This is a genomic window from Acanthopleuribacter pedis (assembly GCF_017377855.1).
GTDB lineage: Bacteria > Acidobacteriota > Holophagae > Acanthopleuribacterales > Acanthopleuribacteraceae > Acanthopleuribacter > Acanthopleuribacter pedis.
Genome location: NZ_JAFREP010000025.1, coordinates 154,186 through 177,178 on the forward strand (window position 1 = coordinate 154,186; position 22,993 = coordinate 177,178).

At 55.7% G+C, this 22,993-nt stretch carries 18 protein-coding genes; 10 read left to right on the plus strand and 8 right to left on the minus strand.

The window, feature by feature from the left end:
• Window positions 1–273: 273 nt before the first annotated feature.
• Entirely contained in the window at window positions 274–5,382 is a 5,109-nt protein-coding gene (locus J3U88_RS24165) for an ATP-binding protein (protein WP_207861566.1), read from the plus strand.
• Between the two features lie 105 nt (window positions 5,383–5,487).
• Here J3U88_RS24165 and J3U88_RS24170 read toward each other — a convergent pair whose 3' ends face one another.
• Entirely contained in the window at window positions 5,488–5,721 is a 234-nt protein-coding gene (locus J3U88_RS24170) for a hypothetical protein (protein ID WP_207861567.1), read from the minus strand.
• Window positions 5,722–5,762: 41 nt separating this feature from the next.
• On the opposite strand from J3U88_RS24170, the gene J3U88_RS24175 reads away from it, so the two are divergent.
• Window positions 5,763–6,395 carry a cyclic nucleotide-binding domain-containing protein gene (locus J3U88_RS24175; RefSeq protein WP_207861568.1) on the plus strand — a complete coding sequence of 211 codons (633 nt, stop codon included), beginning with the start codon at window positions 5,763–5,765 and terminating at the stop codon, window positions 6,393–6,395.
• A gap of 323 nt (window positions 6,396–6,718) precedes the next feature.
• On the opposite strand, the gene J3U88_RS24180 is transcribed toward J3U88_RS24175, so the two are convergent.
• Window positions 6,719–7,399 carry a hypothetical protein gene (locus tag J3U88_RS24180; RefSeq protein ID WP_207861569.1) on the minus strand — a complete coding sequence of 227 codons (681 nt, stop codon included), beginning with the start codon at window positions 7,397–7,399 and terminating at the stop codon, window positions 6,719–6,721.
• Between the two features lie 696 nt (window positions 7,400–8,095).
• On the opposite strand from J3U88_RS24180, the gene J3U88_RS24185 reads away from it, so the two are divergent.
• Window positions 8,096–9,178 carry a calcium/sodium antiporter gene (locus tag J3U88_RS24185; protein ID WP_207861570.1) on the plus strand — a complete coding sequence of 361 codons (1,083 nt, stop codon included), beginning with the start codon at window positions 8,096–8,098 and terminating at the stop codon, window positions 9,176–9,178.
• A 122-nt stretch (window positions 9,179–9,300) separates the two neighbouring features.
• On the opposite strand, the gene J3U88_RS24190 is transcribed toward J3U88_RS24185, so the two are convergent.
• Window positions 9,301–10,104, minus strand: a complete 804-nt coding sequence (locus J3U88_RS24190) for a TrmH family RNA methyltransferase (RefSeq protein WP_207861571.1) — start codon at window positions 10,102–10,104, stop codon at window positions 9,301–9,303.
• A 256-nt stretch (window positions 10,105–10,360) separates the two neighbouring features.
• Between J3U88_RS24190 and J3U88_RS24195 the strand changes: the two genes are divergently transcribed.
• From J3U88_RS24195 to rlmKL, 6 genes are all read left to right on the plus strand, one after another.
• A complete protein-coding gene (locus tag J3U88_RS24195) occupies window positions 10,361–13,174 on the plus strand; it encodes a M16 family metallopeptidase (RefSeq protein WP_207861572.1) in 2,814 nt (937 codons plus the stop codon).
• A 162-nt stretch (window positions 13,175–13,336) separates the two neighbouring features.
• Entirely contained in the window at window positions 13,337–14,350 is a 1,014-nt protein-coding gene (locus J3U88_RS24200; protein WP_207861573.1) for an NAD-dependent epimerase/dehydratase family protein, read from the plus strand.
• Between the two features lie 116 nt (window positions 14,351–14,466).
• Window positions 14,467–15,447: an AAA family ATPase gene (locus tag J3U88_RS24205; protein ID WP_207861574.1), complete on the plus strand. Its 981-nt coding sequence runs from the start codon at window positions 14,467–14,469 to the stop codon at window positions 15,445–15,447.
• A gap of 50 nt (window positions 15,448–15,497) precedes the next feature.
• The gene (locus tag J3U88_RS24210) at window positions 15,498–16,334 is read left to right on the plus strand and encodes a YcjF family protein (protein WP_207861575.1); all 837 of its coding nucleotides are present in this window, start codon (window positions 15,498–15,500) and stop codon (window positions 16,332–16,334) included.
• Between the two features lie 47 nt (window positions 16,335–16,381).
• Window positions 16,382–17,149, plus strand: a complete 768-nt coding sequence (locus J3U88_RS24215) for a substrate-binding periplasmic protein (RefSeq protein WP_207861576.1) — start codon at window positions 16,382–16,384, stop codon at window positions 17,147–17,149.
• Window positions 17,150–17,165: 16 nt separating this feature from the next.
• A complete protein-coding gene (gene rlmKL / locus J3U88_RS24220; RefSeq protein WP_207861577.1) occupies window positions 17,166–19,355 on the plus strand; it encodes a bifunctional 23S rRNA (guanine(2069)-N(7))-methyltransferase RlmK/23S rRNA (guanine(2445)-N(2))-methyltransferase RlmL in 2,190 nt (729 codons plus the stop codon).
• Between the two features lie 100 nt (window positions 19,356–19,455).
• Here the strand turns inward: rlmKL and J3U88_RS24225 are convergent, their stop codons facing one another.
• The 5 genes from J3U88_RS24225 to J3U88_RS24245 form a co-directional block, all read right to left on the minus strand.
• Complete coding sequence (locus J3U88_RS24225; protein WP_207861578.1) at window positions 19,456–20,403, minus strand: 6-bladed beta-propeller; 948 nt, start codon at window positions 20,401–20,403, stop codon at window positions 19,456–19,458.
• A 90-nt stretch (window positions 20,404–20,493) separates the two neighbouring features.
• Entirely contained in the window at window positions 20,494–20,652 is a 159-nt protein-coding gene (locus J3U88_RS24230) for a hypothetical protein (RefSeq protein WP_207861579.1), read from the minus strand.
• Window positions 20,653–20,675: 23 nt separating this feature from the next.
• A complete protein-coding gene (locus J3U88_RS24235) occupies window positions 20,676–20,825 on the minus strand; it encodes a hypothetical protein (protein WP_207861580.1) in 150 nt (49 codons plus the stop codon).
• Between the two features lie 251 nt (window positions 20,826–21,076).
• On the minus strand, window positions 21,077–21,412 hold the full coding sequence (locus J3U88_RS35410) for a PP2C family protein-serine/threonine phosphatase (protein ID WP_207861583.1): 336 nt from the start codon (window positions 21,410–21,412) through the stop codon (window positions 21,077–21,079).
• A 109-nt stretch (window positions 21,413–21,521) separates the two neighbouring features.
• Window positions 21,522–22,076: a PP2C family protein-serine/threonine phosphatase gene (locus J3U88_RS24245; protein WP_207861581.1), complete on the minus strand. Its 555-nt coding sequence runs from the start codon at window positions 22,074–22,076 to the stop codon at window positions 21,522–21,524.
• A 473-nt stretch (window positions 22,077–22,549) separates the two neighbouring features.
• On the opposite strand from J3U88_RS24245, the gene J3U88_RS24250 reads away from it, so the two are divergent.
• Window positions 22,550–22,903, plus strand: coding sequence for a hypothetical protein (locus J3U88_RS24250; RefSeq protein WP_207861582.1), 354 nt, complete (start codon window positions 22,550–22,552; stop codon window positions 22,901–22,903).
• Window positions 22,904–22,993 lie beyond the last annotated feature (90 nt).

The window sequence follows — 22,993 nt, forward strand, 5'->3', positions numbered from 1 at the left end:
CGACCATTCGGCGTCGTAGCTGAGGCAACGGCGGCTTGTCCGAGTAAGGTGGCCGGCCGCCCCGCGGAAGGCCGCCTCCTCGTAATCGCATGGCTTGCCTCGTCGCAGAATTCCTTGTGAGCAATGCGGGCTAGCCGACCATGCTTTGATCGGCGCTTGGCGTCGGGAGGCATCCCATCGCTAGATCCATGTCAGCGGTGTTTTTTCGTGTTGGGATTTTCGCCGGCTGCCCGCGGGATGGTTCCGCCGGCGCGCGAGGTTTGGGAACAACTTATGGTGATGCACAGGGTGATACGCCGCTGGGTCGGCTTGGTTTGGTTGTTGTCGGCAACCCTACCTTTCCTGTGGGGCCGCGAGAATTTCGTTAAATTTGAACGCCTCGGCATTGAGCAAGGCCTTTCCCAGAACGTGGTGAGCGCGATTCACCAGGATCACCGGGGTTTTCTATGGCTTGGAACCCAGGATGGTTTGAACCGCTACGACGGTCACGAATTTGTGGTTTACCGTCCCGTTCCCCTCGATCCCGGCGCGATTTCCGCGGCCAACATTTCGAGCCTGGCCGAGGATCGCGGCGGTCGCCTTTTGGTGGGGACCCTCGGCGGCGGACTGAATGTGTTCGACAAAGCACGCCGCGCTTTTACCGCCTACCGTCACGATCCCCAACGAATTGATTCGCTCAGCAATGATTTGGTGCGCTGCATCACCATCGACCGCCAGGATCGAATTTGGATTGGCACCGACCGCGGCCTCAATTTGTTCTTGGAAGGGGAGGACCGTTTTTTACGGTTTGACCTGAATCAGGGGAGCGGGGATCCCGCCATGGTTACCGCCATTCGCCAGCGCGCCGACCAATCCTTGTGGGTGGGCACCCGCAACAAAGGTTTGCTGTTGTTTGAACCCAATTCGGCCCGTGTTTTGGCCTTCCCCACCGCCCACGACGATCCCTTGGGGCCGGGCTCGCGCCAGATCCTTGCGCTTGCCTTGGACGCGGATGAAACCTTGTGGTTGGGCACGGATCGGGGTTTTGCCATGTTGCCCGACCAAGGGACTCGCTTTACCCATTTGCGGTTACCCATCGCCACGGAAACCGCGCATGCCCCGGTGATTGCCGTAAACGTCGGCGGCGACGGCAGGATTTGGTTGGGATCGCAGCAGGGTTTGTTCCGTTATTACCCCGACACGGGACTTTTTGATCGGTTCACCTATGACTACAACGATCCCTACAGCATTTCGAATGATTTGGTGACCACGGTGCTTGAGGACCGCAACGGTTTGATGTGGATCGGGACCGAGGGCGGCGGCCTCAATAAATTGAACCCGGCCGTTGAGGTGTTTCGTCTTTACCGGCGGGGCGTGGGCGGCAAAGCCTTGGGCGTCGTGGTTGGTTTGCAACAGGACCGCAACGGCGCGATTTGGGTGGGCACCGACGGCTCCGGTTTGCACCGCTTCGACCCGCAAACCGAGCGTTTTAAGTCCTTTTACCATGACCCCGAGGACCCGGAGACCTTGAGCAGCGACAACCTGTGGTCCATTGATGAAAGCCCGGACGGTTACTTGTGGATTAGTTCGCGGCGGGGTTTTAATCGCTTCGATCCTCGGACGGGCAAAACCCGCCGTTACTTGCCGACGCCCGACTTTCCCACCGGTTTCGACGGTTTGTACGACAAGCAGGGGCGTTATTGGTTTGCGGCCTTCGGCGGCGGACTGGTGCGTTTGGAGGCCGACCGCGAAACCGTGACGCGTTTTCGCGCCGAGGAGCACAACCCCAACAGCTTGGTCCACGATTTTACGCTGAGCTTGGGTGAAGACCCGGACGGGCACCTCTGGATCGGCACCTTCGGCGGCGGCGTTTCCATGTTGGATACCGAAACGAACCGTTTTACCAATTTTCGCCAGGACCCGAAACGCGAGGACGGTCTGGGCGACAACGCGGTGGTTTGTTTCTTCAGCGACAGCGCCGGCCGTTTTTGGTTGGGCACCGTCCAGGCCGGTTTACACCAATTCCTCCCGGAAACCCAAACCTTCCGGCGCTGGGACAGCCGCCACGGTTTGCCGAACAGCAACATTTACGCAATTCGCGAGGACCGTCGCGGCCTGTTGTGGCTTAGTACGAACATTGGGTTGGTGACCTTTTCGCCCGAAACCGGTGAAATGACCCACTACGATGCACGCTACAACTTGCAAAGTCAGGAGTTTAACCAGGGCGCGGGACTTATTGCCGACAATGGCGAACTCTATTTTGGTGGAATTCGCGGATTTAATCGCTTCCAGCCCGAGGACATCCGCCGCAACGAAATCCCGCCACTCGTTGCCATCACCGCGTTTAAAAAGTTTTACCAAAACGTACCGGTTGATTTGGAATCCGGCGAGGTGCTCGATATCCAAGCCCGTGACAGCCTGATTTCCTTTGAATTTGCCGCGCTTGATTTCACCCATCCAAAAGGTAACCGGTTCGCCTACCAACTGGAGGGTTTTCACACCGACTGGATCGAAACCGGCGCGAAAAGCGACGTGTCTTTTACCAATTTGGACGCGGGTACCTATCATCTGCGCGTGAAAGCCGCCAATCCCGACGGGGTTTGGAGCGATCAACCTGCCGTATTTTCGTTTCGCATCGTGCCGCCGCCGTGGCGCAGCCCGCTTGCCTTTGGCATTTATGCGTTGTTGCTGCTGCTGGTGGTTGGCAGCGTGTGGCGTTTGCAGCTGTACCGCTTGCGCCGTGCCCGCGACATCAACCATCGGTTGCGGCGCCTTGATCGCCTAAAAGATGAATTTCTCGCCAATACCTCCCACGAACTGCGCACCCCGCTCAATGGCATTATCGGCATCGCCGAATCGCTTTTGGAAGGGGCGGGCGGCGACATCACGGGTTTGATGCGCGAGAACCTCAAACTTATGGTCTCCAGCGGACGGCGCCTTGATCATTTGATTAACGATATTCTCGACTTCGCCAAAATGCGCCACAAAAGCCTGGAACTTCAGTGTACCGAGGTGGATTTACAAGCGGTGGTCGAGGTGGTGCTCGCGCTGTGTGAACCCTTGGCCAAAGACGCACAGATTGCCCTGGTAAACGAAATTGACCCGGACTTCGCGCCCTGTTGGGCGGATGAAAATCGGCTCCACCAAATTCTGCACAACCTCATCGGCAACGCGGTGAAGTTCACCCGCAAGGGCAAGGTCACCGTCAAAGCCCGGGTCCATCAGGATTTGGCCATCGTGCATGTTATCGACACCGGGATTGGCATTCCCGAGGATCGGCTCGATTCGATTTTCGAGTCTTTTGAGCAAATCGAAGGATCCGCCTCACGGGAATATGGGGGGACCGGCCTTGGCTTGGCGATCACCCAAAAGCTGGTGAACCTTCACGGCGGCACCATTCGCGTAAAATCCACCTTGGGTCGTGGTTCCGATTTTTCGTTTTCGATCCCGCTCGCGGTCGGTCAGACTGCCGCGAAACCGACTTTGGTTCAGGAACCGGATCGCACCTGGCATTGGGGAAGCGAACGGGAGGAGCCGGAAGCGCCCGATTACTTTGAGGATGAGGCCATGGTTTCGAGCGCCGGCGCCGACCATTTTCACGTGCTGGTGGTCGATGACGAGGTGGTCAATTGCCGGGTGCTCGAAAACCTGCTGCGTTTGCGCGGTTATCGGGTTACCTCTTGCCACGGCGGCGAGGAGGTGGCCAAGCTGGTCGAGGCGCAGGGCGACGTGGACCTGCTTTTGCTCGACGTCATGATGCCGCGCGTGACCGGGTACCAGGTATTACAGAAGTTGCGGCGCCGTTATTCGGCGGCCGAATTGCCGGTCATTCTGTTGACGGCCAAGGCGGGAGAGCGGGACCTGGCCTTGGGTTTCCATCTGGGCTGCAACGATTACGTCACCAAACCTTTTTCCAAGGAAGAACTGCTGGCGCGCGTCCAAACCCAGCTCAACTTACGCATTTTGACCCGTGACTTGGAAGCGGTCGTGGCGCAGCGCACCAACGAAATCAAAGCCTATGTTGCCGAGTTGGAAACCATGAACGACATCACCAAAACCATTAACAGTGAGGGTGATTTCGAAAAGGTGATGAACTTGGTTCTGGAGCAGGGGATTGCTCTGTTCCCGCAAGCGAGCATGGCGACCTTCATGTTTCTCGATGAAAGCCGGCGTTTTTTCCAAATTAAGGCCGGTGTCGGCTACGACATGAACGACCTGATCAAAGGGGTTGACTTCCCGCTGGAAGTCGCATTGGAGCGCTACACGCGGCGCGGCGACAGTTTGGCCCCGGGCATTGCCGTCATTCGTTCGCCGCGGCGCAAAACCGTACCCCCGGCTTTCGCCGAATTCCCCGCGCCCCAGTCGTTGCTGGCCATGGAAGTCCATCTGGACGGCCGTCTCGAAGGGTTTCTGGTACTCGACAACAGCACCCATCCCGACGGGTTTAAAGCCGCCGATGTCGCCCGTTTGGGCCGCTTCCGTGAACACGCCGTCAACGCCTTGGCGCGCGCCAAAAGTCTCAACAACCTGCGCGATACGCAAAAAGAGCTGGTCGAGGCCGCCCACCTGTTCGGGATGGCCGAAACCGCTACCCTGGTGATGCACAACATGGGCAACAACCTCAACAGCGTCAACACCTCGCTGCAAGTTTTGCGGGTGGATTTGCAGCGGGATCGCTGGTTGCGCAACCTGGAGCGCTTGGACGAACTGTTGCGCGCTCAGAAAGACATCGCCGGGTTTTTCCAGGAGGACCCACGCGCCGCCCATGTGCCCCAGCTGGTTTCCGAACTGACCCAGCGCCTCTACCTTTGGCGCAAGCAACTGCTGTTTGAGAGTGAGCGCTTGGAGGAACACGTCCAGGCCGTGCTCAAAGCACTGCGTGAGCAACGCGATTACGCCAACATTAAACGCCGTTTGGAACCGGGCGACATGAATCGCATTTTGGAAGGGGTTTTGGCCTTGGATGATGCCTTGGCCGGTTCGGTACCCATTCAGGTGAACCGTGCATTTCGGATGCCGCCGCGGGTTCCGGTTCACAAGATCCAGTTGATGCGGGTCTTTTTCTGTTTGGTGCGCAACGCCGTGGAGGCCGTGGACGAACAGGCAAAAAAAGGGGACACGGAGTACGAGGGTATTCTGCACATTGAGACCGGGGTGATTACCGAGGACGGCGTTGATAAGGTGTTTGTTTTCTTTGAAGACAACGGGATCGGCATTGAGCCGGAAAACCTGGCGCGGGTATTTACCCAGGGGTTTTCAACCAAAAGGCGCGTCAAAGGGTTTGGTTTGCATAACTGTGCCAACGCGCTAAAAGCCATGGGTGCAACCATTGAACTAACCAGTGAAGGCGTGAGCCGAGGCTCCATGGCGCGGCTAACCTTCCCGGTTCCCGCGCCGGATTAACGGGGTTCGTCCACCGTTTGCCCACCGCGTCGAAAATTCTCCGCGGTGAAGATTGCGGCCTGTTCGGTGGCGGAGACTTATTGGAAGCCCTTGGAAAAAAAGCGTTTAATCCTGTGATTCCGGTTGCCGGCGGCCTTGAGCCACCGTGAGAACGGCCTTCGGTTTACCTGGATCGTGGCGTATCAAAAATCTTTGCATTAAAATAGTTAGAATCGCATTCATGTTCAGCAGCGCGCGCGTGGCCACGTGGTTGTTCGTGTACCCTTGCCGCAAATGATCGTTTGCAACTTTTGTTTTCCGCCGAATTACCGACAAAAACAAAAAGTTTGTTTGTTTCATCCCAACCACCACCGTCATACGCACACACAGGAGTCGTCCATATGCACAAGGTAGCCTTTTTTTTAGGTGAATTGGACGCCGCGGATATTCATTGGTTCCTAAACGTCGGCCACACGCTTAAGTTGCCCAAGGACTCGGTTCTGATCCAATGCGGCAAAAACATCAAAGCGCTGTACATTTTGTTAGAAGGGCAGCTCGTCGTGCGGGGTGGTGCGCCCGACCATCCGATTATCGCCCGTTTGAGCGTGGGTGAAATCGTGGGTGAGTTGTCGTTTCTGGACCACCGACCGCCCAGTGCGACGGTTGAAACGGTGCAAGAGGCCGAGGTTCTGGCCATTCCCCGTTTTGAGTTAGAAGAAAAGCTGATTAACGACCAGGGTTTTGCCGCGCGATTCTATCGCGCAATCGGCGTGTTGTTGGCCTCGCGCTTGCGCAAGACGGTTAGCCATTTGGGGCATCCGCAAAACCCGCCGCTGACCGCGGAAGAGTTGGGTCAAGGCATGGATGACGATGTGATGGAGAGCATTGGGATTGCCGAGGGTTGGTTCGATTTCATCATGAAAAAACTCCATGACGAGTCCGATGATCACTGGGATCAGCGCATGGAGATGGAGCGGCAGAAGCGCAAACTCAAAGAGTCCAAGCAAAACGACGGCAAAATGGGTGTGGGTTAGGATGGGCTGTGTCGTTCTCCCGGCGTGTGCTGAAAGTACACGCACGCCGCCATGCGAGGTCCATGCTTCATTTAAATGTGAGGCGGAGCCGAACCACCTCAAGCTGGTCGGGTAGAGAGCGTGCCGTAAGGTACGCCCTCTACCCGACCGAACCGGATCAAACCCCGACCACCATTTGTCCTTAACCCCCACCACGGGGGTGGTGGTCCGCCTCCTGCGAACATTTAAACGAATGGTGGGCCGAGCATGGGGGTGTGTTCGTCCCTTCAGGACGAACCGGAACACATGCCGGCCCGTTTTTTTTTCCGTGTCCGCGGCGCCGGTTAGGCGGGGCGGAACACCAAATGCTCGTGACAGAAGTAAACGGGCAGGTCGGTCTGGCCCTCGGGTGTTTGGAATTCGAGATGACTGCGGCTGCCGTGGGGTTCCATGAAGTAGAGGTGTGAGGTTTGTTTCATGGCGATTTGACGAGGGCCTTCCAAGTCGAGGCTGCCGTCGGCGTTGCGGTGGATGCGCATCGAAGAAAGAATGCGCAGCTTGTGTTTGCCGGCCAGGTTGTGGAGGCGGCGTAGTTGACCCTCGGCGTTGCCGTCGAAATCCAAACCGTCGACGATGACCAAGCTGGGAGAGAGACGGGCTTGACGGTGGATCGTTTCAATCTCTTCATCCAGGTCGTTGATCATGCGCTGGCTGTCGCGGTAGGAAACCACCATCAGGTGGTTGTTCAGTTCCTCCCATGGGTGGCTGCGGTCTTCGGGATTGAATTTAAGAAACGCCGTGTAGATCTCTTGGTAATAATCGTGAACTTTGGCGGAATCCATACCCGCGCTGAAATGAAGCACTTGGTGCCCGTCGAGGAGCGTGTCGATGGCAAAGTTGATAAGGGCGGCGCTTTTTCCCACGCCGGAGCGGGCTAGAATCAGGCTTATTTCGGCGTTGGGTAGCCCGGTCTTTTCGTCCAACAGCCGTAGCGGGTGATTGTCGTTAACTTCTTCTGCGATCATGATCCACCTCTTCCGTTTGGCGGGCGGCGCGTCCAAGACACTTATTTCAGCTCGGCGCGATGGCGCGCGGGTGTTCCCGGCAAACTTAAAAAAATTTGCAACCGGGTTAGGCCAAGGCTTTGCCCCGCCGTGCTTGCGAGCCGAATCACAGCTTTTCGCTAGGAAGGACAGGCCGTACCGGGCCCGATCCAGGACCGCGGTCACGCGAACCGCGGGGTTCTCGGCTCTTAAAGCAAAGTGAGCAACAGACTCACGCTAACTTAGGGTTTGCATTTCTCATCTTAGTTCGCGCCTCGCTAAAATTCAATCAAATGCTCTTGCTTGTTTAACTTTGTTTTGTGTCCTCGAGTATCTTGCTGATTCGCGGAAGTTTGAGAAGACCTGCCGCCATCCTTGCGATTTGTGATCCCCACCGCCCGGCTTTGATTGACGCTTGGCCGTTCCCAACCTATGATGGTTTTTCTTGTCGAGGCACGCCCACATGGCTTATGACCTAAGAGGCGCGATGTGAGCAAGGGATTTTGGCTAAAGATCTGGAGTGAAATGGTCTGGAAAAAGCCAGCCGGGGTCGCGCCCGACCACACCCGTTGGGTGCGGTGAGCATTTTTACAGTCCGTTGTAGCCCAGAGGTTTAGCTTAAATCGCCGCGTCGCGCTTCTTAGGTCTGAGCCATGTGATTGAACCCAGCGAGGCATCATGATTCTGCAGCTTTTTGAATGGATGGTCGCTACCATCGGCCAGTGGCCCTCCGTTGTTCTTTTTTTTCTCGTCGGCATTGCCGGTCTTAATTACGGGGCCGATTGGCTGGTTGACGGCGCTTCGAACATTGGATTTCGGTTCGGGATTTCCGCCGCCATGATCGGCCTGACCGTGGTTGCCTTCGGCACCTCGGCACCCGAGTTGGTCGTCTCCGTGATGACCGCGCTCCAAGGGAAACCCGAGATTTGTCTCGGCAACGTGGTCGGCTCGAACATCGCCAATACGGCGCTCATTCTCGGGGCCACCGCGATCATTTTCCCGATCAATGTCAGCAAAGACGCCGTGAACTACGACGCGCCGATCAGCTTTTTCGCCATCGCCACGGTTCTGGCCTTGGCCTTGATCGGCAGCACCATCTCTCGCCTCGACGGCCTGATTCTGCTGGGAATTTTCACGACCTGGATGATTTGGTTGGTGCGCAAGTCCTTGCGCGAAGCCTCATTGGTGCGCAAGGAACGCAAAGAACAAGCCGCCGCCAAAGAAGCGGCGCGCGCCGAGGGCGCGGGCGAGGTGGAAGAGGAAGAGCTCCATTTCCACCCACGTCCGATGTGGATGGACGCCGCTTTGATCACCGTGGGTTTGGTGGCCCTGGTTTTTGGCGCCGACGCGCTGGTGATTGCCGCGGTCGCGGCCGCGCGCGCCTTGGCCGTACCCGAGGTGGTGGTTGGTTTGACCATCGTCGCGGGCGGTACCTCGCTGCCCGAACTGGCCGTCGGCCTGATGGCCGCCCTCAAGCGCAACGCCGATATCACCGTGGGCAACGTCATGGGTTCCAACATTTTTAATGGTTTCCTGATCCTGGGTGTCGCCGCCGTCTTGGCGCCTATCGCCTTTAATGTCAATGGATTCGCCTGGTCCGGCGATGCCGGCACGCTCTACGTCGACATTCCCTTCTGTGTATTCGTGTGTGCCTTGGTGATCCCCATGATGCGCCATAACCAACAAATTTCCCGCGCCAAAGGCGGTGTGTTGCTGTTGCTGTACCTGGGTTATTTGGTCACCTTGGTGCTGCGCCAGTAGTTATCCACGGTGTGGGTAAAGATGGCCCGCTTTTTTTGTCGCACGTTTAACCGGTGAGCTTCGACCCGTTATCGACGATGATTGGGTAGGGCGGGTCTTTTCACTTATTGTTGTCGGGACCGTTAACGCCAGCGGCCGTTGTGCTGCAAGATGGTGCTGACGTTTTCCGGCAGGCAGGCGGTCAAATCGGTCCAACTCAGGCCGCGATCATTTAAAAAACGTTCCGTCAGATAATGGCGCCGTTTGGGAATTTTGGCGTACCAGGACAACAGCAAAACCGTGCGTTGTGCTTCCGTGAGACGCCAGGGGATGTTCGTCGCGCGCAAGCGTGCGCTGATCGTGTAGAGACAGAGTGCCGCCGCGACCGAGAGGTTGAACTTGCGGCCCATACCCAATACGGGAAGGGTCGCGGTCGCGTCCAGTGATGCGTGCACGCAATCGCTGAGGCCCAGGTCTTCCGAGCCGAACACCAACGCCGTTTTTTGGTCGAGGTCGACCGCGTCAAGCGGAATGGCATCGGGCCGGGTGGAAAGGCCGACCACCCGGTAACCTGCTTTTTTCAGCTCGGTTAGGCAGGGGCTGGCGTCGTCTTGTTCCGCGTGTTTGTAGAGATCGACCCATTTCGAGGCGCCCACCGCCACGCCGGGCGCCACCGTGAATTTGCGGCGGCGGGTAATGACGTGAAAATCTTGGACGCCGTAACACTCGCAGGAGCGAATCACCGCGCTGGCGTCGTGGGGGTCGGCGATGTCTTCCATGACCACGGTGACGTGGCGGGTTCGTTCGGCCGCGGCCTGTTGAAACAGGTTCTTTTTGTTTTCAGAAATAAATCCGGCGAAGTAATCGGTGAGCTCGGCGACGAGGTCGAGACGCTGCATGGGGAAAACCTTTGGAAACAACAGATCGGGATCGAACAAACACGTCACGAAAACCCCATCATCCTATCACGAAGACCAGGGGCCTGTCCGCGGCGCCTAAGGACCCGAACGAATGGGGCTCGGGTCGATTGCGGTCGGATTCACCTCTTGGCAACGATCTGATTGAGGACCCAATTGCGCGTGTACCTACATAACCAATGCCTCGGTTTTCCCGCGGTTGTTTGGGTTCGATTGCACCTTGCCGCGTTGCTTTCTATGATAGAAGCATGCTTACCAAAACATTGATTCGCCATGGAGTTCACTTATGAAGCGATTGTTTGTCGGCCTACTTCTGTGCCTGACGCCTGTTCTCGCCCAGAAACCGCTGGATTTGAGCAAACCGATTCCCGTTGATCCCGACGTTCTGATCAAAAAACTCGACAACGGTTTGACCTATTACATCCGCAAAAACGCCAAACCCGAAAATCGCGCCGAGTTGCGCCTGGTCGTGAATGCCGGTTCCATCTTGGAAACCGAGGAGCAGCTGGGACTGGCGCACTTCCTAGAGCACATGGCCTTCAACGGCACCAAAAATTTCGAAAAACAAGAGCTGATTGATTACCTGGAATCCATCGGCATGCGCTTTGGGGCCGACATCAACGCCTACACCTCTTTTGACGAAACCGTCTACATGCTTGAGGTGCCCACCGACGATCAGGGCGTGGTCGACACCGCTTTTCAAATCCTCGAGGATTGGGCGCACCAAATCACCATCGATCCGGTCGAGGTTGATAAAGAACGCGGGGTGGTCGTGGAGGAATGGCGACGCGGCCGCGGCGCGCAAATGCGCATCATGCAGCAACAACTGCCCCTGCTTTACAAAGATTCACGGTACGCCGAACGCCTGCCCATCGGGAAGGTAGAGGTCATTGAAAATGCGCCTGCCGAGCAACTGGCCAAGTTTTACCGCGATTGGTACCGGCCCGACCTGATGGCGGTGGTGGCCGTTGGCGATTTCGATCCCAAGATGGTGGAAGCCAAAATCAAAAAGCACTTTGGCCACCTCAAAAATCCCAAAAATGCGCCGGAGCGGGTGATGTACGATGTACCGCCCCACAAGGAAACCTTGTTCCAGGCGGTGACCGATCCCGAGCTGACCAACGCCACCCTGCGCATTGAGTACAAGCGTGCCGGCGAGGAGACCAAAACCTTGGCCGACATGCGCCGCGGCCTGCTGGAAGGGCTTTACCAAGCGATGTTGAACGACCGCTTGGCCGAACTGCTGCAACAGGCCAACCCGCCCTTTTTATTCGGGAGCGCGTCCAGTGGTTCCTATGCGCGAACCGCCGCGGCCTTCCGCCAATTCGCCGTGGTCCAAGAAACCGGTTTTGAAACCGGTTTGCGGGCATTGCTCACCGAGGCCGCGCGCGTTAAGCGCCACGGCTTTACCCAAAGTGAACTGGACCGCAAACGCGCCGAATACCTGCGTTCACTGGAATCGGCCTACAAGGAACGCGACAAAACCGAGCACCGCGATTTTATCGGCGAATACGTCAACCATTTCCTCGAAGGCGAAATGGCGATTAGCGCGGGCCAGAGTTTGGAACTGGGCAAAGCGATCTTGCCCACCATTCAGTTGGATGAGGTCAACAAAGCCACCGAGAACTGGATCACGGAGGAAAACCGCGTCATCCTGCTGGCCGCGCCTGAAAAAGAAGGTCTGAAGCTGCCGACCAAGGACGCGGTTTTGGGCATGATTAAGGAAATTGCCGCCGCCGATGTGGCGCCTTACGCCGACAATGCTTCCGAGGAACCGCTGATCGCCAAGGTACCCAAGCCGGGTAAGGTCACCGCGGAACACCAGTTTGAATCGGTTGGTGTGACCAAGTGGGAATTGAGCAACGGGGCGACCGTGTACCTTAAGCCCACCGATTTCAAAAACGATGAAATTCTCTTTAGTTCTTCCCAAAAGGGGGGCTCTTCCCTGGTTGACGCCGACGATTTGATCGCCGTGGGTACCACCACCGCCATCATGGGTCAGAGCGGACTGGGCGCCTTTGACGCCATCCAACTGCGCAAGAAAACCGCCGACAAATTGGTGCGGGTGGGACCGTACATCGGCAGCTTCTCTCAGGGTCTCAACGGTGCTTGTACACCCGAGGATTTGGAAACAATGTTTCAGTTGGCGCACCTTTATTACACCGCGCCGCGTTTCGACCAAAAGGCCTTCCTTTCGGTAAAAAACCGCTACCAAGCGATTATCAAAAACCGTTCCTCCCGGCCCGAAACCGTATGGGGCGACGAACGGCAAAAGGTGTTGTACCAAGACCATCCGCGCCGGCAGCCCTGGACCGCGGCGCGCTTGGAGCACATGTCGCTGGAAACCTCGCGCGACACCTACCAGCGGTTGTTCAGCGATGTAGGCGGCACCAACTACGTGTTTGTGGGGAATTTCGACCTTGCCGCGATGAAACCCCTGGTGGAGACCTATCTGGCGAGTCTGCCGGGGACCGACGCCGAGAAGAACTGGCGCGATACCAAGGACCGTCGCGTCAAAGGACGCAAGGAGGTCGTGGTTCGCAAGGGGAGTGAACCCAAGGCGATTGTCAGCTTGCTGTACCACGGTGAAGCGGAATTCGAGCAGAATCAGGTGTTGCCGCTCATGGTATTGAACCGGGTATTGACCATCCGCTTGCGGGAAATTATGCGTGAGGACATGGGCGGCGTTTACAACGTCGGCGTCGGCGGCTCACAGTCGCGTTTGCCCATCGGCAGTTTTAGCAACCGCATTTCCTTTTCCTGTAATCCCGAGAAAGTGGACGAACTGGTGAAAGCCGCCAATGATGAGATTCAGCGCTTGATTAAGGACGGTTTTGAGGAACCTTACCTCCAGAAAGTGACCGAGGCGTTGCATCGCGAACACGAGGTCGACCTCAAGGAAAACAGCTACTGGCGCGGTGTGATTGGTTCCTATGTGCGCTGGGGTTTGCCGTTTGAGCGGATTTTGGGTTTCGAGGACCGCCTCAAGGGTCTGACCATCGCAAAAGTTCAAGGCGCCGCGGCGCGCTATTACGGTGATGCGAACTATTTGGAAGCCGTGCTGCTGCCCGAGGCCGAATCCGCCGGTAAAACCAACTAAACCGTGTCTAAGGGGCGCTCGGTCTCACCGGGCGCCCCTGGATCCCACCTTGTGAGCCGGGCTGCAGCGGTGTAGGATGGTGTTTTTTCCGGTAGCTGTTTGTCGCCCTGGGTTTTGCCTCGGCACGCGCGGCTGCCAATTTTGCCGACCGGAAGGGTGCCCGTGAAACACGTACTGGTGACCGGTGGCGGCGGATTTCTCGGCATCCACCTGGTCAGGCGGTTGCGTGAACGGGGCGTCGCTGTCCGCAGTTTTCAACGATCTTTTTACCCCGAACTCGACCAACTGGGCGTTCAGCAGTTTCGCGGCGATTTAGCCGTGGATCGCAACACCTTGAATCAGGCCGCCGCCGGCTGTGATTTGGTGTTTCATGTGGCCGCCAAAGCCGGGGTCTGGGGCAGTTACGACAGCTACCACCAAGCCAATGTGGAAGGCACGTTAAACGTGCTCAATGCGTGCCACAAAGCCGGCATCCAGCGTTTGGTGTACACCAGTTCGCCCAGTGTCACCTTTGATGGTCGCGATCAGGAAGGCGTCGACGAAAGCGCGCCTTATCCCAAAAGCTTTTTGGCCCATTACCCCGCCACCAAAGCCAAGGCCGAGCAAATGGTGGTTGAATTTGCCGACGACCGTTTGGCGACCGTTTCCTTGCGACCTCATTTGATTTGGGGACCCGGCGACCAGCATCTCGTGCCGCGCGTGGTTGAGCGGGCCGAGGCCGGCCGTCTGCGTTTGGTGGGTGATGACACCAAATTGGTCGACACCCTTTACATTGATAACTGTGTTGACGCCCACCTTGCCGCCGCCGAACGGTTGGCGCCCGGTGCGGCCATAAGCGGTAAAACCTACTTTATTACCAATGGTGAGCCCTTGCCGATGGCCGCCATCCTCAACGGTATTCTCAAGGCCGCCGGCAAAACCCCCGTTGAGAAGCGGGTTTCCCCGCGTTTGGCTTATGTGGTTGGGACCGTTATGGAAACCGGCGCGGGTTTGCTGCGGATGCGCAACGAGCCGCCGATGACCCGCTTTGTCGCCGCACAATTGGGCACCGCCCACTGGTTTAACATCGAGGCCGCCAAACGCGATCTCGGTTACGAGCCCGCCGTTTCCATGGCAGAGGGCTTTCGGCGTTTGGCCGAGGCGTTCCAGCGCGAGGGCGCTTGGTGGCGCCGCTAAAAGATAACCGTGATTCCCCTTGGGGGACCCTAAATTTTTTGCTCCCAGGCCCGTGAAGCTGTTAGACTGCACGCAATTGCACCTATTCACACGTCGATGCTAGGGAGTCACAAGCCGTGACCTTTGATGCCGAGGCCTTTCGCCAAACCAGTGATGCCTTCCGCTTGCCGCTTCGCGACCTAACCGCGTTAACCCGTCACGCGCCCGCCAAGGTCCGGGCCGCATTGCCCGCCGAGGCCCTCCACGAGCGTTCCGGGTTTGGTTACCTGGTGGATGCCGAGGCCGTACGCGCCTATTTGGCCGTAAACGGCGTGGATTTTCCCTTTCGCGTTTTTGCCCACATCAACCTCAAAGGTGGGGTTGGTAAAACCACCAGTGTGGTGACCTGTGCCGTGCGTGCCGCCCAGTACGGGTTCCGTTGTGTCGTGTTGGACCTCGATTCCCAGGCCTCGGCCTCGCTGGCGTTCGACGCCTTGCCCGAGGACGACACGCCGATTTTTTACGATGTTTGGCAGAAACCGGCTGAAATGCTGGGGCCCGCCCTCAAGCGCATCGACAGCCATCTTTACCTGTTGCCCTCCTCCCTTGAGAACGGCCTTTTGGATTCGAGCCTTGCCAATCCGCGTCATCAGAAAAAAGCCGTGGCCGAGGTTTGTGCCGAACTCAAGCGGCTCGGTTTCGATGTCGTGTTTATCGATTGCCCGCCTTCCCTGGGGACTGCCGTGATCAGTTCGATTTGCGCCGCCGACGACGTGGTGATTCCCATCGGCAGCGATCCTTTTTCCCACAAAGGTTTGGCGCTGACCCTGGAGGAAATTGAGGCCATCTGTGATACCTACAGTTTGCCCATACCCACCCGTCGCGTTTTGTTTGCGCGCTACGACAAACGGGAAAAATTGGCCGCCGAAACCTTGGCCCGCATGGAAGGGGCTTATGCTGAATTCGCCATTCCGGTTCCCGTCCGTGTGAGTACCGAATTTTCCAAGGTGCTGGCGCGAGGGGAAACCTTGTTCCACTCACAGCGCAAAAACCCCGCGCGCCAGGATTACGACCGTATCGTGCGGTACCTGTTTCAGCTTGATGCGCCTTTTGCTTAAGTGTCTGTTCCTCCGCCTCTTGTTTGAATGCAACCCTTGCCGAGGTAACCATGAGCGATTCGACCAACCCTGATTCAGGAAATAACGACCAGGCCGGTGCCCCCCGGGTGAAACGCAAACGGCGTCGCTTGTACGAGACTTTGCCTGAAGCGACGGAACCAATCGATGAACCGGCCAAGTCGAAAGCGGACTCGGCTGAGGCCTCCAAGGCCGACGAACCTGTTGCCGCCAAAAGCGACGCGGCCGATTCTGATGCGAAGGCCGAGGAACCTGTTGCCGCCAAAAGCGACGCGGCCGATTCTGATGCGAAGGCCGAGGAACCTGTTGCCGCCAAAAGCGACGCGACCGCTGCCGATGAGAAGGCCACTGGAAGCCTTCGCCGGGGTGGTACGGCCATCTCGTCGCAATATCGCATCCATCGTGAGCTCAAGGCGCGCAATATCGTGAAAAACCATGTCCTGGGAACCATGACTTTGGCGATGGTGCCCGTGCCGATTTTCGATGTGTTGGTGGTGAGTGGGTCGCAGGTGGAAATGGTGGAAAAGTTGGCCGATCTCTACGACGTCAAACCGCGCCGCCGTCCCGTCCGTACCATCCTCGCCGCGCTCCTTGCCGGGCTGGGAAGTTATGGGTTGTCTTCTTTGTCCGCGTACTCGTTTAGCAAGGTGGTTCCGGGATGGCGCTGGTTCGCCGCCGGGGCCGCCATGCCCTTGGCCGCCGGGGCCGTGACCTACGCCGTCGGCACCGTCCTCTTGCAACATCTTGAGGCCGGTGGTACCTTGGAACAGCTCGACGTGCGTGCGCTCCGGGCCGATTACCAACAAAACGTCGAGAAAGGATACGCGCTGGCGAAACAATGGTCGGGGACACCTTCACCTTCAAGTTAAACCCTGTTTTCGCTGGGCCCGCCCCGCGGACCTTGTGGTTCAGTTGGTTGCTCTTCGGTTTTGGGTTGGGTGCCTTTTCCCAATCAACCGAGCCAACCACCGCGATTCCGGCAACCGACGCCGATTTCATTCAGGTTTATGCCGAGGATTTCCCCCCGTTTTGTTACCAAATCGACGGCAAGGTTGTGGGTATCGCCACCGAGATGGTGACCGAGTTGCTCAAACGAGCCGATATCCCCCATCGCATTCGCATTGAGACCTGGAAACGGGCCTACCACCAAACCAAAACCGAGCCGGGTCACGCCTTGTTTAGTGTGACCCGCCGCCCTCAACGCGAGCGGGACTTCCAATGGGTCGGCCCGCTGTTTGCCGACGAAACCATGGTTTACACCGTGGATCCATCGCTGGGTCCCTTTGACGAACTCGATGCCTTGCGGGACGCCCGTTCCATCGGCGTTTTGGCCGGCGGTTCAACCGAATCCTACCTCAAAGGCTTGGGTTTCGAAAACTTGGAGGCACATCGCGACAGTTTGACCATTTACCGCAAGTTGGTACTGGGCCGCATTCAGCTCGGGACCGGGAGTGCGTGGGAGCTTCGTTTCCGGGCCACCCTCGACAATTTGGATATCAGCAGCTTGCGCGATGTATGGATGTTAAACCGCAACGAGATGTACCTTACTTTTCACCGTGATACCTCGCCGGAATTGATCCGCCGTTTGCAGCAGATTCTCGACACCATGAAACAAGACGGTACCTACCAAGCATTGGTTCAAAAATACCGCGAGCGCCCGCCGGTTCCGGCCGCGCCCAATTAATTTTTCTGGAGACAACATGCATCCTTATCTCGCCGTCGTGCCCATGGGCATGGAAGACTGGCTGGCCGACGAACTGCGCGGGTTGGGTATTGACCAGCCGAAACCGATCAAATCCCGTGTCGCCTTCCACGCGACCCCGCGCCAAGCCGCCCGGGTGCTCATGGAATCCCGACTCTGCGGCCGTTTGTTGTTTCCCCTTGCCGAATTTGAGGCGAGCGATCCCAACCGGCTTTATGAAGGTGTGCTCACCATCCCCTGGCCGGACCACATGCAGGTCGACCATGCATTTATGGTCGAGGTCAATTTGGGCCGTTCCCGCATTACCCACGCCCAGTTCGCCGCGCAACGCATCAAGGATGCCGTCTGTGATTGTTTTCGCCACAGAACCGGCGGGCGGCCCAGCGTGGACCGCGATTTTCCCGACATTCGCATTCACTGTGCCATTAAAAATGACCGCGCCGTCGTCAGCATCGATTTGGGCGGAAGCCTGCACCGTCGCGGTTACCGCGTCGACGGCGGCCTCGCGCCCCTGAAAGAACACCTTGCCGCCGCCATGCTGATCCGTGCCGGTTGGCCCACGATCGCCGCGGCGGGGGGCGCCTTGGTCGATCCCATGTGTGGCTCCGGGACCCTGTTGATCGAGGGTTTGATGATGGCGGCCGACATTGCGCCCGGCCTCGGTCGTTTCACCGAAATGCCCACTTCTTGGTTGGGTTTTCCACGGGGCGTTTGGCAAGAGGTCGTCGATGAGGCCAAGCGCAGGAAGGAAGCGGGCCTCGCGCGCGGTTTGCCGCCGGTGTTTGGCTTTGACCGTTCGACTTCCGCGCTGGACGCCGCCAAAACCAACCTGCAACGTGCCGGCCTGTTGGACCACGTGCGCCTGGAGCGCCGCGCGCTTGCCGAGTGGCCCGATACCCGCGACGTCCCCTTCAGCGAATGTGAGCCAGGTTTGGTGATGTGTAATCCGCCCTACGGGGAGCGTTTGAGCGAGTTGCCGGAGTTGGTGTTGCTGTACACCATGCTCGGCCACCAACTCAAACTGCAGTTCCCCGGATGGCAGGCCGGTTTACTTACCGCCGATACCGGTTTGGGCAAACAAACCGGGTTACGCGCCAAGCGGGTGAACAAAATGCACAACGGCCCGATTGCTTGTGAATTTTTGTTTTTCGATCAGCTTGGCGGGGATGAGAGCGGTCGTCGCGCCGAGCTGCTGACCCTTTCCAGCGGGCGCATGTTACCGATTGCCGAAAGCGCGGCCATGTTTCGTAACCGCCTGAAGAAAAACGTCAAACACCTGCGTAAATGGGCGCGTCGCAGTGGTTCGCCGGGCCGGCCCGTCGCCTGTTACCGGGTCTACGATGCCGATTTACCCGAGTACAACGCCGCCCTTGATGTGTACGGTGAGCATTTGCTGATTCAGGAATACCGCGCGCCGAGCAGCGTGGCCAAGGCCAAGGCCGAGCGGCGTTTGATGGACATCTTGTTGGTGGCGCCGGAAGTGTTGGGCATCCAACGGGACAAGGTGGTACTCAAAACCCGCGAGCGCAAGCGCGGCAAGGATCAGTACGACAAAATCGACACCTCGGGTCGCTTCCTCGAGGTTCACGAACGCGATCTCAAGTTTTTGGTTAATTTACAGGATTACCTGGATACCGGGTTATTTTTAGACCATCGTCCGTTGCGTGACCGCATCCGCAAGCTGGCCGAGGGCAAACGCTTTCTCAACCTGTTTGCCTACACCGGAAGCGCCACCGTTTATGCCGCGGCGGGGGGCGCCGCTTCGTCGCTGACCATCGACATGTCCAAAACCTATCTGGATTGGGCGCAACGCAACTTGGAACTGAACAAGCTGTACGCGCGCCAGCACCGGTTCGAGCAAACGGATTGTATTCAATGGCTCAAGGGCAAACACGGCCCCTTTGATTTGATCTTTTTGGATCCGCCCAGCTTCAGCAACAGCAAACGCATGACCTCCACGCTGGACGTCCAGCGCGACCACGTCTTCCTGATTGAGCGGGCGGGGTTGCAAATGGCGCCGGACGGCTTGTTAATTTTCTCAACCAACCTGCGCAACTTCAAAATAGACCGCGAGGCGTTGGACAAAAAAGGGTATGCCGTCGAGGACACCAGCAACAGCACCATCCCGGAGGATTTCCGCCGCAACCAGCGCATCCACCAAACCTACGAAATCCGCCGCAAACCCTAGCAACCCTCGCGGCAAACAACTTACGGGGAGCGCTACGCGTTAGAGTGCAGCGTTCCCAGTCTTTTACACAAGACTTTCGCCCGTAAGTGGTCCTTTTCTTTTATTGAGAGAAATCTTCGGGGTTGTAAAGCTCAATTTGATCATTTGACCTTATAAGGGTTATTGCGTTTTTCTTTGGGAAGAAGCGCATTTTTCTTATTGGGTCACCCATATTAATTTTGGTGACCACGCTGTGATTTTTTGGATCATACCGAAGGATATAAGACGGGTATTGATCCTCCTGCGCGCCTAAAACGGACATCCACACTAATTGATCAGGTCCAGTGAACATATTGTTAATAGAAAGCGCTGCCGGCATGCCTGCTTTCTGAATCGAAAAGATGTGATCTTTGCTATCCCAGACATCCGAGACTTGTGCTAAGTTACTAGTGAATTTACCATGTTGGAAAGGAATATCTAACGAAATAATGTCACCAAGCCAAGTCATTCCTATCATTATTCCGTCTTGGTGGTTTGTGCTCAGAGAAGCTAGCCAAAGCGTCTCGAGTTTTTTGTTTGGCACTTGAATAAAGTTGGTGTCTTTGATGCCAAAACTGTGTTGTGTGCTCATTGTTTTAGGGTCTAAAATCCAAAATAACCCATCTAGCGCGATAGGGGCCGCGACGATTAGGTTATGATATTGATACAGATTGCTTGGAGAGGAATTTAAGCGTATTGCTTTGAGGTATATGCCTTCTAGGGTAAAAATGAGCAGCGATGAGGCAACAGAATCGCACACCCAAAGATGATCATCAAATACAGCTATTTCAGATGCTCCTTGGGATTCACCGGGGGCTTGTCCCCTTCCGCTAAATTTTTTCAAAAAACTTCCAGACTCACTGAAAGATCGCAGGGAGGAATCATCCTTGTCTAGGGTGAAAAATCGACCTTCGGTTATGGCAACGTCTAGCGGCCGATGCCAAGACATTTCAGAATCAAGGTTGAACACCTTTTGAGGCACTGGAATAGAGGAAGGGGTCATTAACATAAGGAAGAGTAAAGCAATCATGTCCATTCTCCGTAAGAAGGCAGAGGTGCAAAAATGCACCTCTGCCTTGCGCCAATAAATATTGGGTGGTTGATTAGTTTGAGATTACAGTCATTTTCCCAGGCAAATCTTCAGAAAATGAATGATGACTTCATCAGAAGCACCATTATCTCTTAAGAGTTGGATGACGTCGATGCAATCAGCTTGAAGACCTGCGACCGCAACAACTGAAGCAAGAATTAATCCAATGATCATCTTTTTGAATTTCATTACACACTCCAAAAGGTTTTGTACTAGGGATTGATGCAAGCAACGTAGAGCATAATGCAAATACGATTGCCGCCCATGCGTGAGCATTCGTTGTAAACTGCTAAGCAATCTTTTGCATTTGCAACAGGGGCCAAGGCGACCAAGGAAAACATGATTAATGCGAATTTTTTCATGAGAGAATTCTCCTGATACGTTTTATAGTGTGCAAAACACACAGTTGGGGTGGAGGGTTAAGGCAAGGCGATGAAGTTTAAGGTGAAAGGTTGCGAATTACGGATTGTAGCAGAATTTATAAGTTTTTCTGTTGATTAATTTTACGGTTTTTCTGGAGTGGGAATGAATTTCCGTAAAGGCGGATTTTGGCGCAGGGATGCCCCGGTGGCTGCGCTGAGGTTGGCGTTTAGGACACCTATGGTTAATGGGCTTATTGATAAACTTCAAAGACCATGGCGGTGATGTCATCCGTTGATCTCGCCAAAAGAGCTGCTTGAACAAGGTTTTTTGCTGCATCTTCTACCGATCTTTGGGTGTTCTTTCGTAGAATCTTTTGGATTTGATTTTGCGTCAAAGCGCCGTGAAGCCCGTCGGAGCAAAGGAGAAAGATATCTCCACGTGAGAGTGAAGCCACGCCACTCTGGGGAGAAAGGCGGTTCTTTTTGATTCCTAAATACTGGATTAATGCTCCGGTGTACTTCTGTGAGTTGACGTCAGGCGGAAAGATGATCGTTGTCTCAGCAGGGTTAAACCTAAGAAGCGCGATAACTCGCGGTGATTTTAGCTAAACCTCTGGGCTGCAACGGTCTGTGAAAATGCTCACCGCACCCAATGGGTGCGCTTCCGCATTTCCCAAACCATTTCGCTCCAGATCTTTAGCCAAAATCCCTCGCTCTTATCGCGCTTCTTAGGTTAAAGGCGTGGTCGATGGTTAACTGAGAAAACGCATCATCTTTTAAATGGTACAGTCGGGTATCTCCCGCGTGGATAAAATACAACGAGGATTGAGCAAGCCCAACCGCGGTCAAAGTGCTACCCATGTCGGCCATACCTTTAGTGTTTTTTGATAGCTCTGTGATTTTTACATCAGTTGTGTAAATGGCCTTCTTTAAGATGTTCTCCAGCAAAGGATTTTCTTTAAAACCGTCACCCCACCGCGAAGGCCATACCCAATCACCTCGGTATATCGCTTGGGAAAGTGTGTCCTCAAGGATGCGGATTGCGTTTCGTGAAGCAAACGCGCCTCCATGATGACCACCCATGCCGTCGGCGACCGCGGCATAAAATACCCCATTAGCCGCATCAGTCCGCGAAACCAGATGGGCATCTTCGATTGTTTCCCGGTTGGTGCCTCTTTTTTCGCAAACGTACCAGCGAATTTTTAGAGCCTCGTCCTTCTTTGCTTTTTTGTGAAACCATGCGAAAACCATTCTGCACCTTATAAAAAAATTAAAAAGAGGCCGGCCCGCCCTGTCTCATCAGACTGAGTCCGGCAATGGTTGAAGACCGGAGAATTCTCGTGCCTGGGTCAGGTTCGGGCCAACCGATATGGCCGGCGCCGGCCAGGGAAACACCAGCTTCCCGCGTGGCGGTCTGCGATAGGTCGAAGGGGTTTAGGTTGTTGCCCGAAAAAACCACCGCGAGCGATAAAGGCTCATGTCGCGCCACGAGATAGATTAAAAACTCAATGACTCTCTGTGTAAAGTTGGCAGCACGATGCTTGGGTAAGCTCAATCTATCCAGAAGTTTGAAATGTCAAGACTAGCTTCTGTAAGAGGGAGAAAAAAAAGCGCACCATGAAAAGACGAAAGTGCTAAAATCACATGTCCTTAAATCAATTGGAAGCAGCCGAGGGTACCAAGAAAAGTCCTATTCTTGTGGCTGCTTAAGACAAGGTGTTGGGATGAGATTTATTTGGGTTATTCTCCTCTGTCCTTTCTTTCTGGCGCAAAATGCTACCGAAAAAATTGACGCATACAACCATGGATTAAAAATACTCGACACAGAGGGAATTGCAAAGGCGCAGGAATTTTTCCTCCAATGCCATCAAAATACCGGCGATAAGATGTGTTATTTTGGCTTGGTATACACACTGTTTGAGAATTACGAAAACCATAAGACCCTCAAAATGATTGAGATAATGAAAGCCACTGGTGATCATGATGACCTTTACTTTGGTCACCTTTATAATTTGGAAGGCCAGGCACTGAACCGTACTCGCAATGCCGTTAAGTTAAGAGAGAAAATTACAGATTAACCTGTTTGTAACTAAGTATTTATGGTAAAATTGCGGCATGAGACATGCTCTGGCGGGCTTGATTGATAAGCCCACCGAAATTTATTCTCA

What these genes read in the sequence shown, in the direction of transcription:
- J3U88_RS24165 (WP_207861566.1), top strand. Translation starts at nt 274, where the DNA reads ATGGTGATGCACAGGGTGATACGCCGCTGGGTCGGCTTGGTTTGGTTG.
- J3U88_RS24170 (WP_207861567.1), bottom strand. Translation starts at nt 5,721, where the DNA reads ATGAAACAAACAAACTTTTTGTTTTTGTCGGTAATTCGGCGGAAAACA.
- J3U88_RS24175 (WP_207861568.1), top strand. Translation starts at nt 5,763, where the DNA reads ATGCACAAGGTAGCCTTTTTTTTAGGTGAATTGGACGCCGCGGATATT.
- J3U88_RS24180 (WP_207861569.1), bottom strand. Translation starts at nt 7,399, where the DNA reads ATGATCGCAGAAGAAGTTAACGACAATCACCCGCTACGGCTGTTGGAC.
- J3U88_RS24185 (WP_207861570.1), top strand. Translation starts at nt 8,096, where the DNA reads ATGATTCTGCAGCTTTTTGAATGGATGGTCGCTACCATCGGCCAGTGG.
- J3U88_RS24195 (WP_207861572.1), top strand. Translation starts at nt 10,361, where the DNA reads ATGAAGCGATTGTTTGTCGGCCTACTTCTGTGCCTGACGCCTGTTCTC.
- J3U88_RS24210 (WP_207861575.1), top strand. Translation starts at nt 15,498, where the DNA reads ATGAGCGATTCGACCAACCCTGATTCAGGAAATAACGACCAGGCCGGT.
- rlmKL (WP_207861577.1), top strand. Translation starts at nt 17,166, where the DNA reads ATGCATCCTTATCTCGCCGTCGTGCCCATGGGCATGGAAGACTGGCTG.
- J3U88_RS24225 (WP_207861578.1), bottom strand. Translation starts at nt 20,403, where the DNA reads ATGATTGCTTTACTCTTCCTTATGTTAATGACCCCTTCCTCTATTCCA.
- J3U88_RS24230 (WP_207861579.1), bottom strand. Translation starts at nt 20,652, where the DNA reads ATGAAATTCAAAAAGATGATCATTGGATTAATTCTTGCTTCAGTTGTT.
- J3U88_RS24235 (WP_207861580.1), bottom strand. Translation starts at nt 20,825, where the DNA reads ATGAAAAAATTCGCATTAATCATGTTTTCCTTGGTCGCCTTGGCCCCT.
- J3U88_RS24245 (WP_207861581.1), bottom strand. Translation starts at nt 22,076, where the DNA reads ATGGTTTTCGCATGGTTTCACAAAAAAGCAAAGAAGGACGAGGCTCTA.
- J3U88_RS24250 (WP_207861582.1), top strand. Translation starts at nt 22,550, where the DNA reads ATGAGATTTATTTGGGTTATTCTCCTCTGTCCTTTCTTTCTGGCGCAA.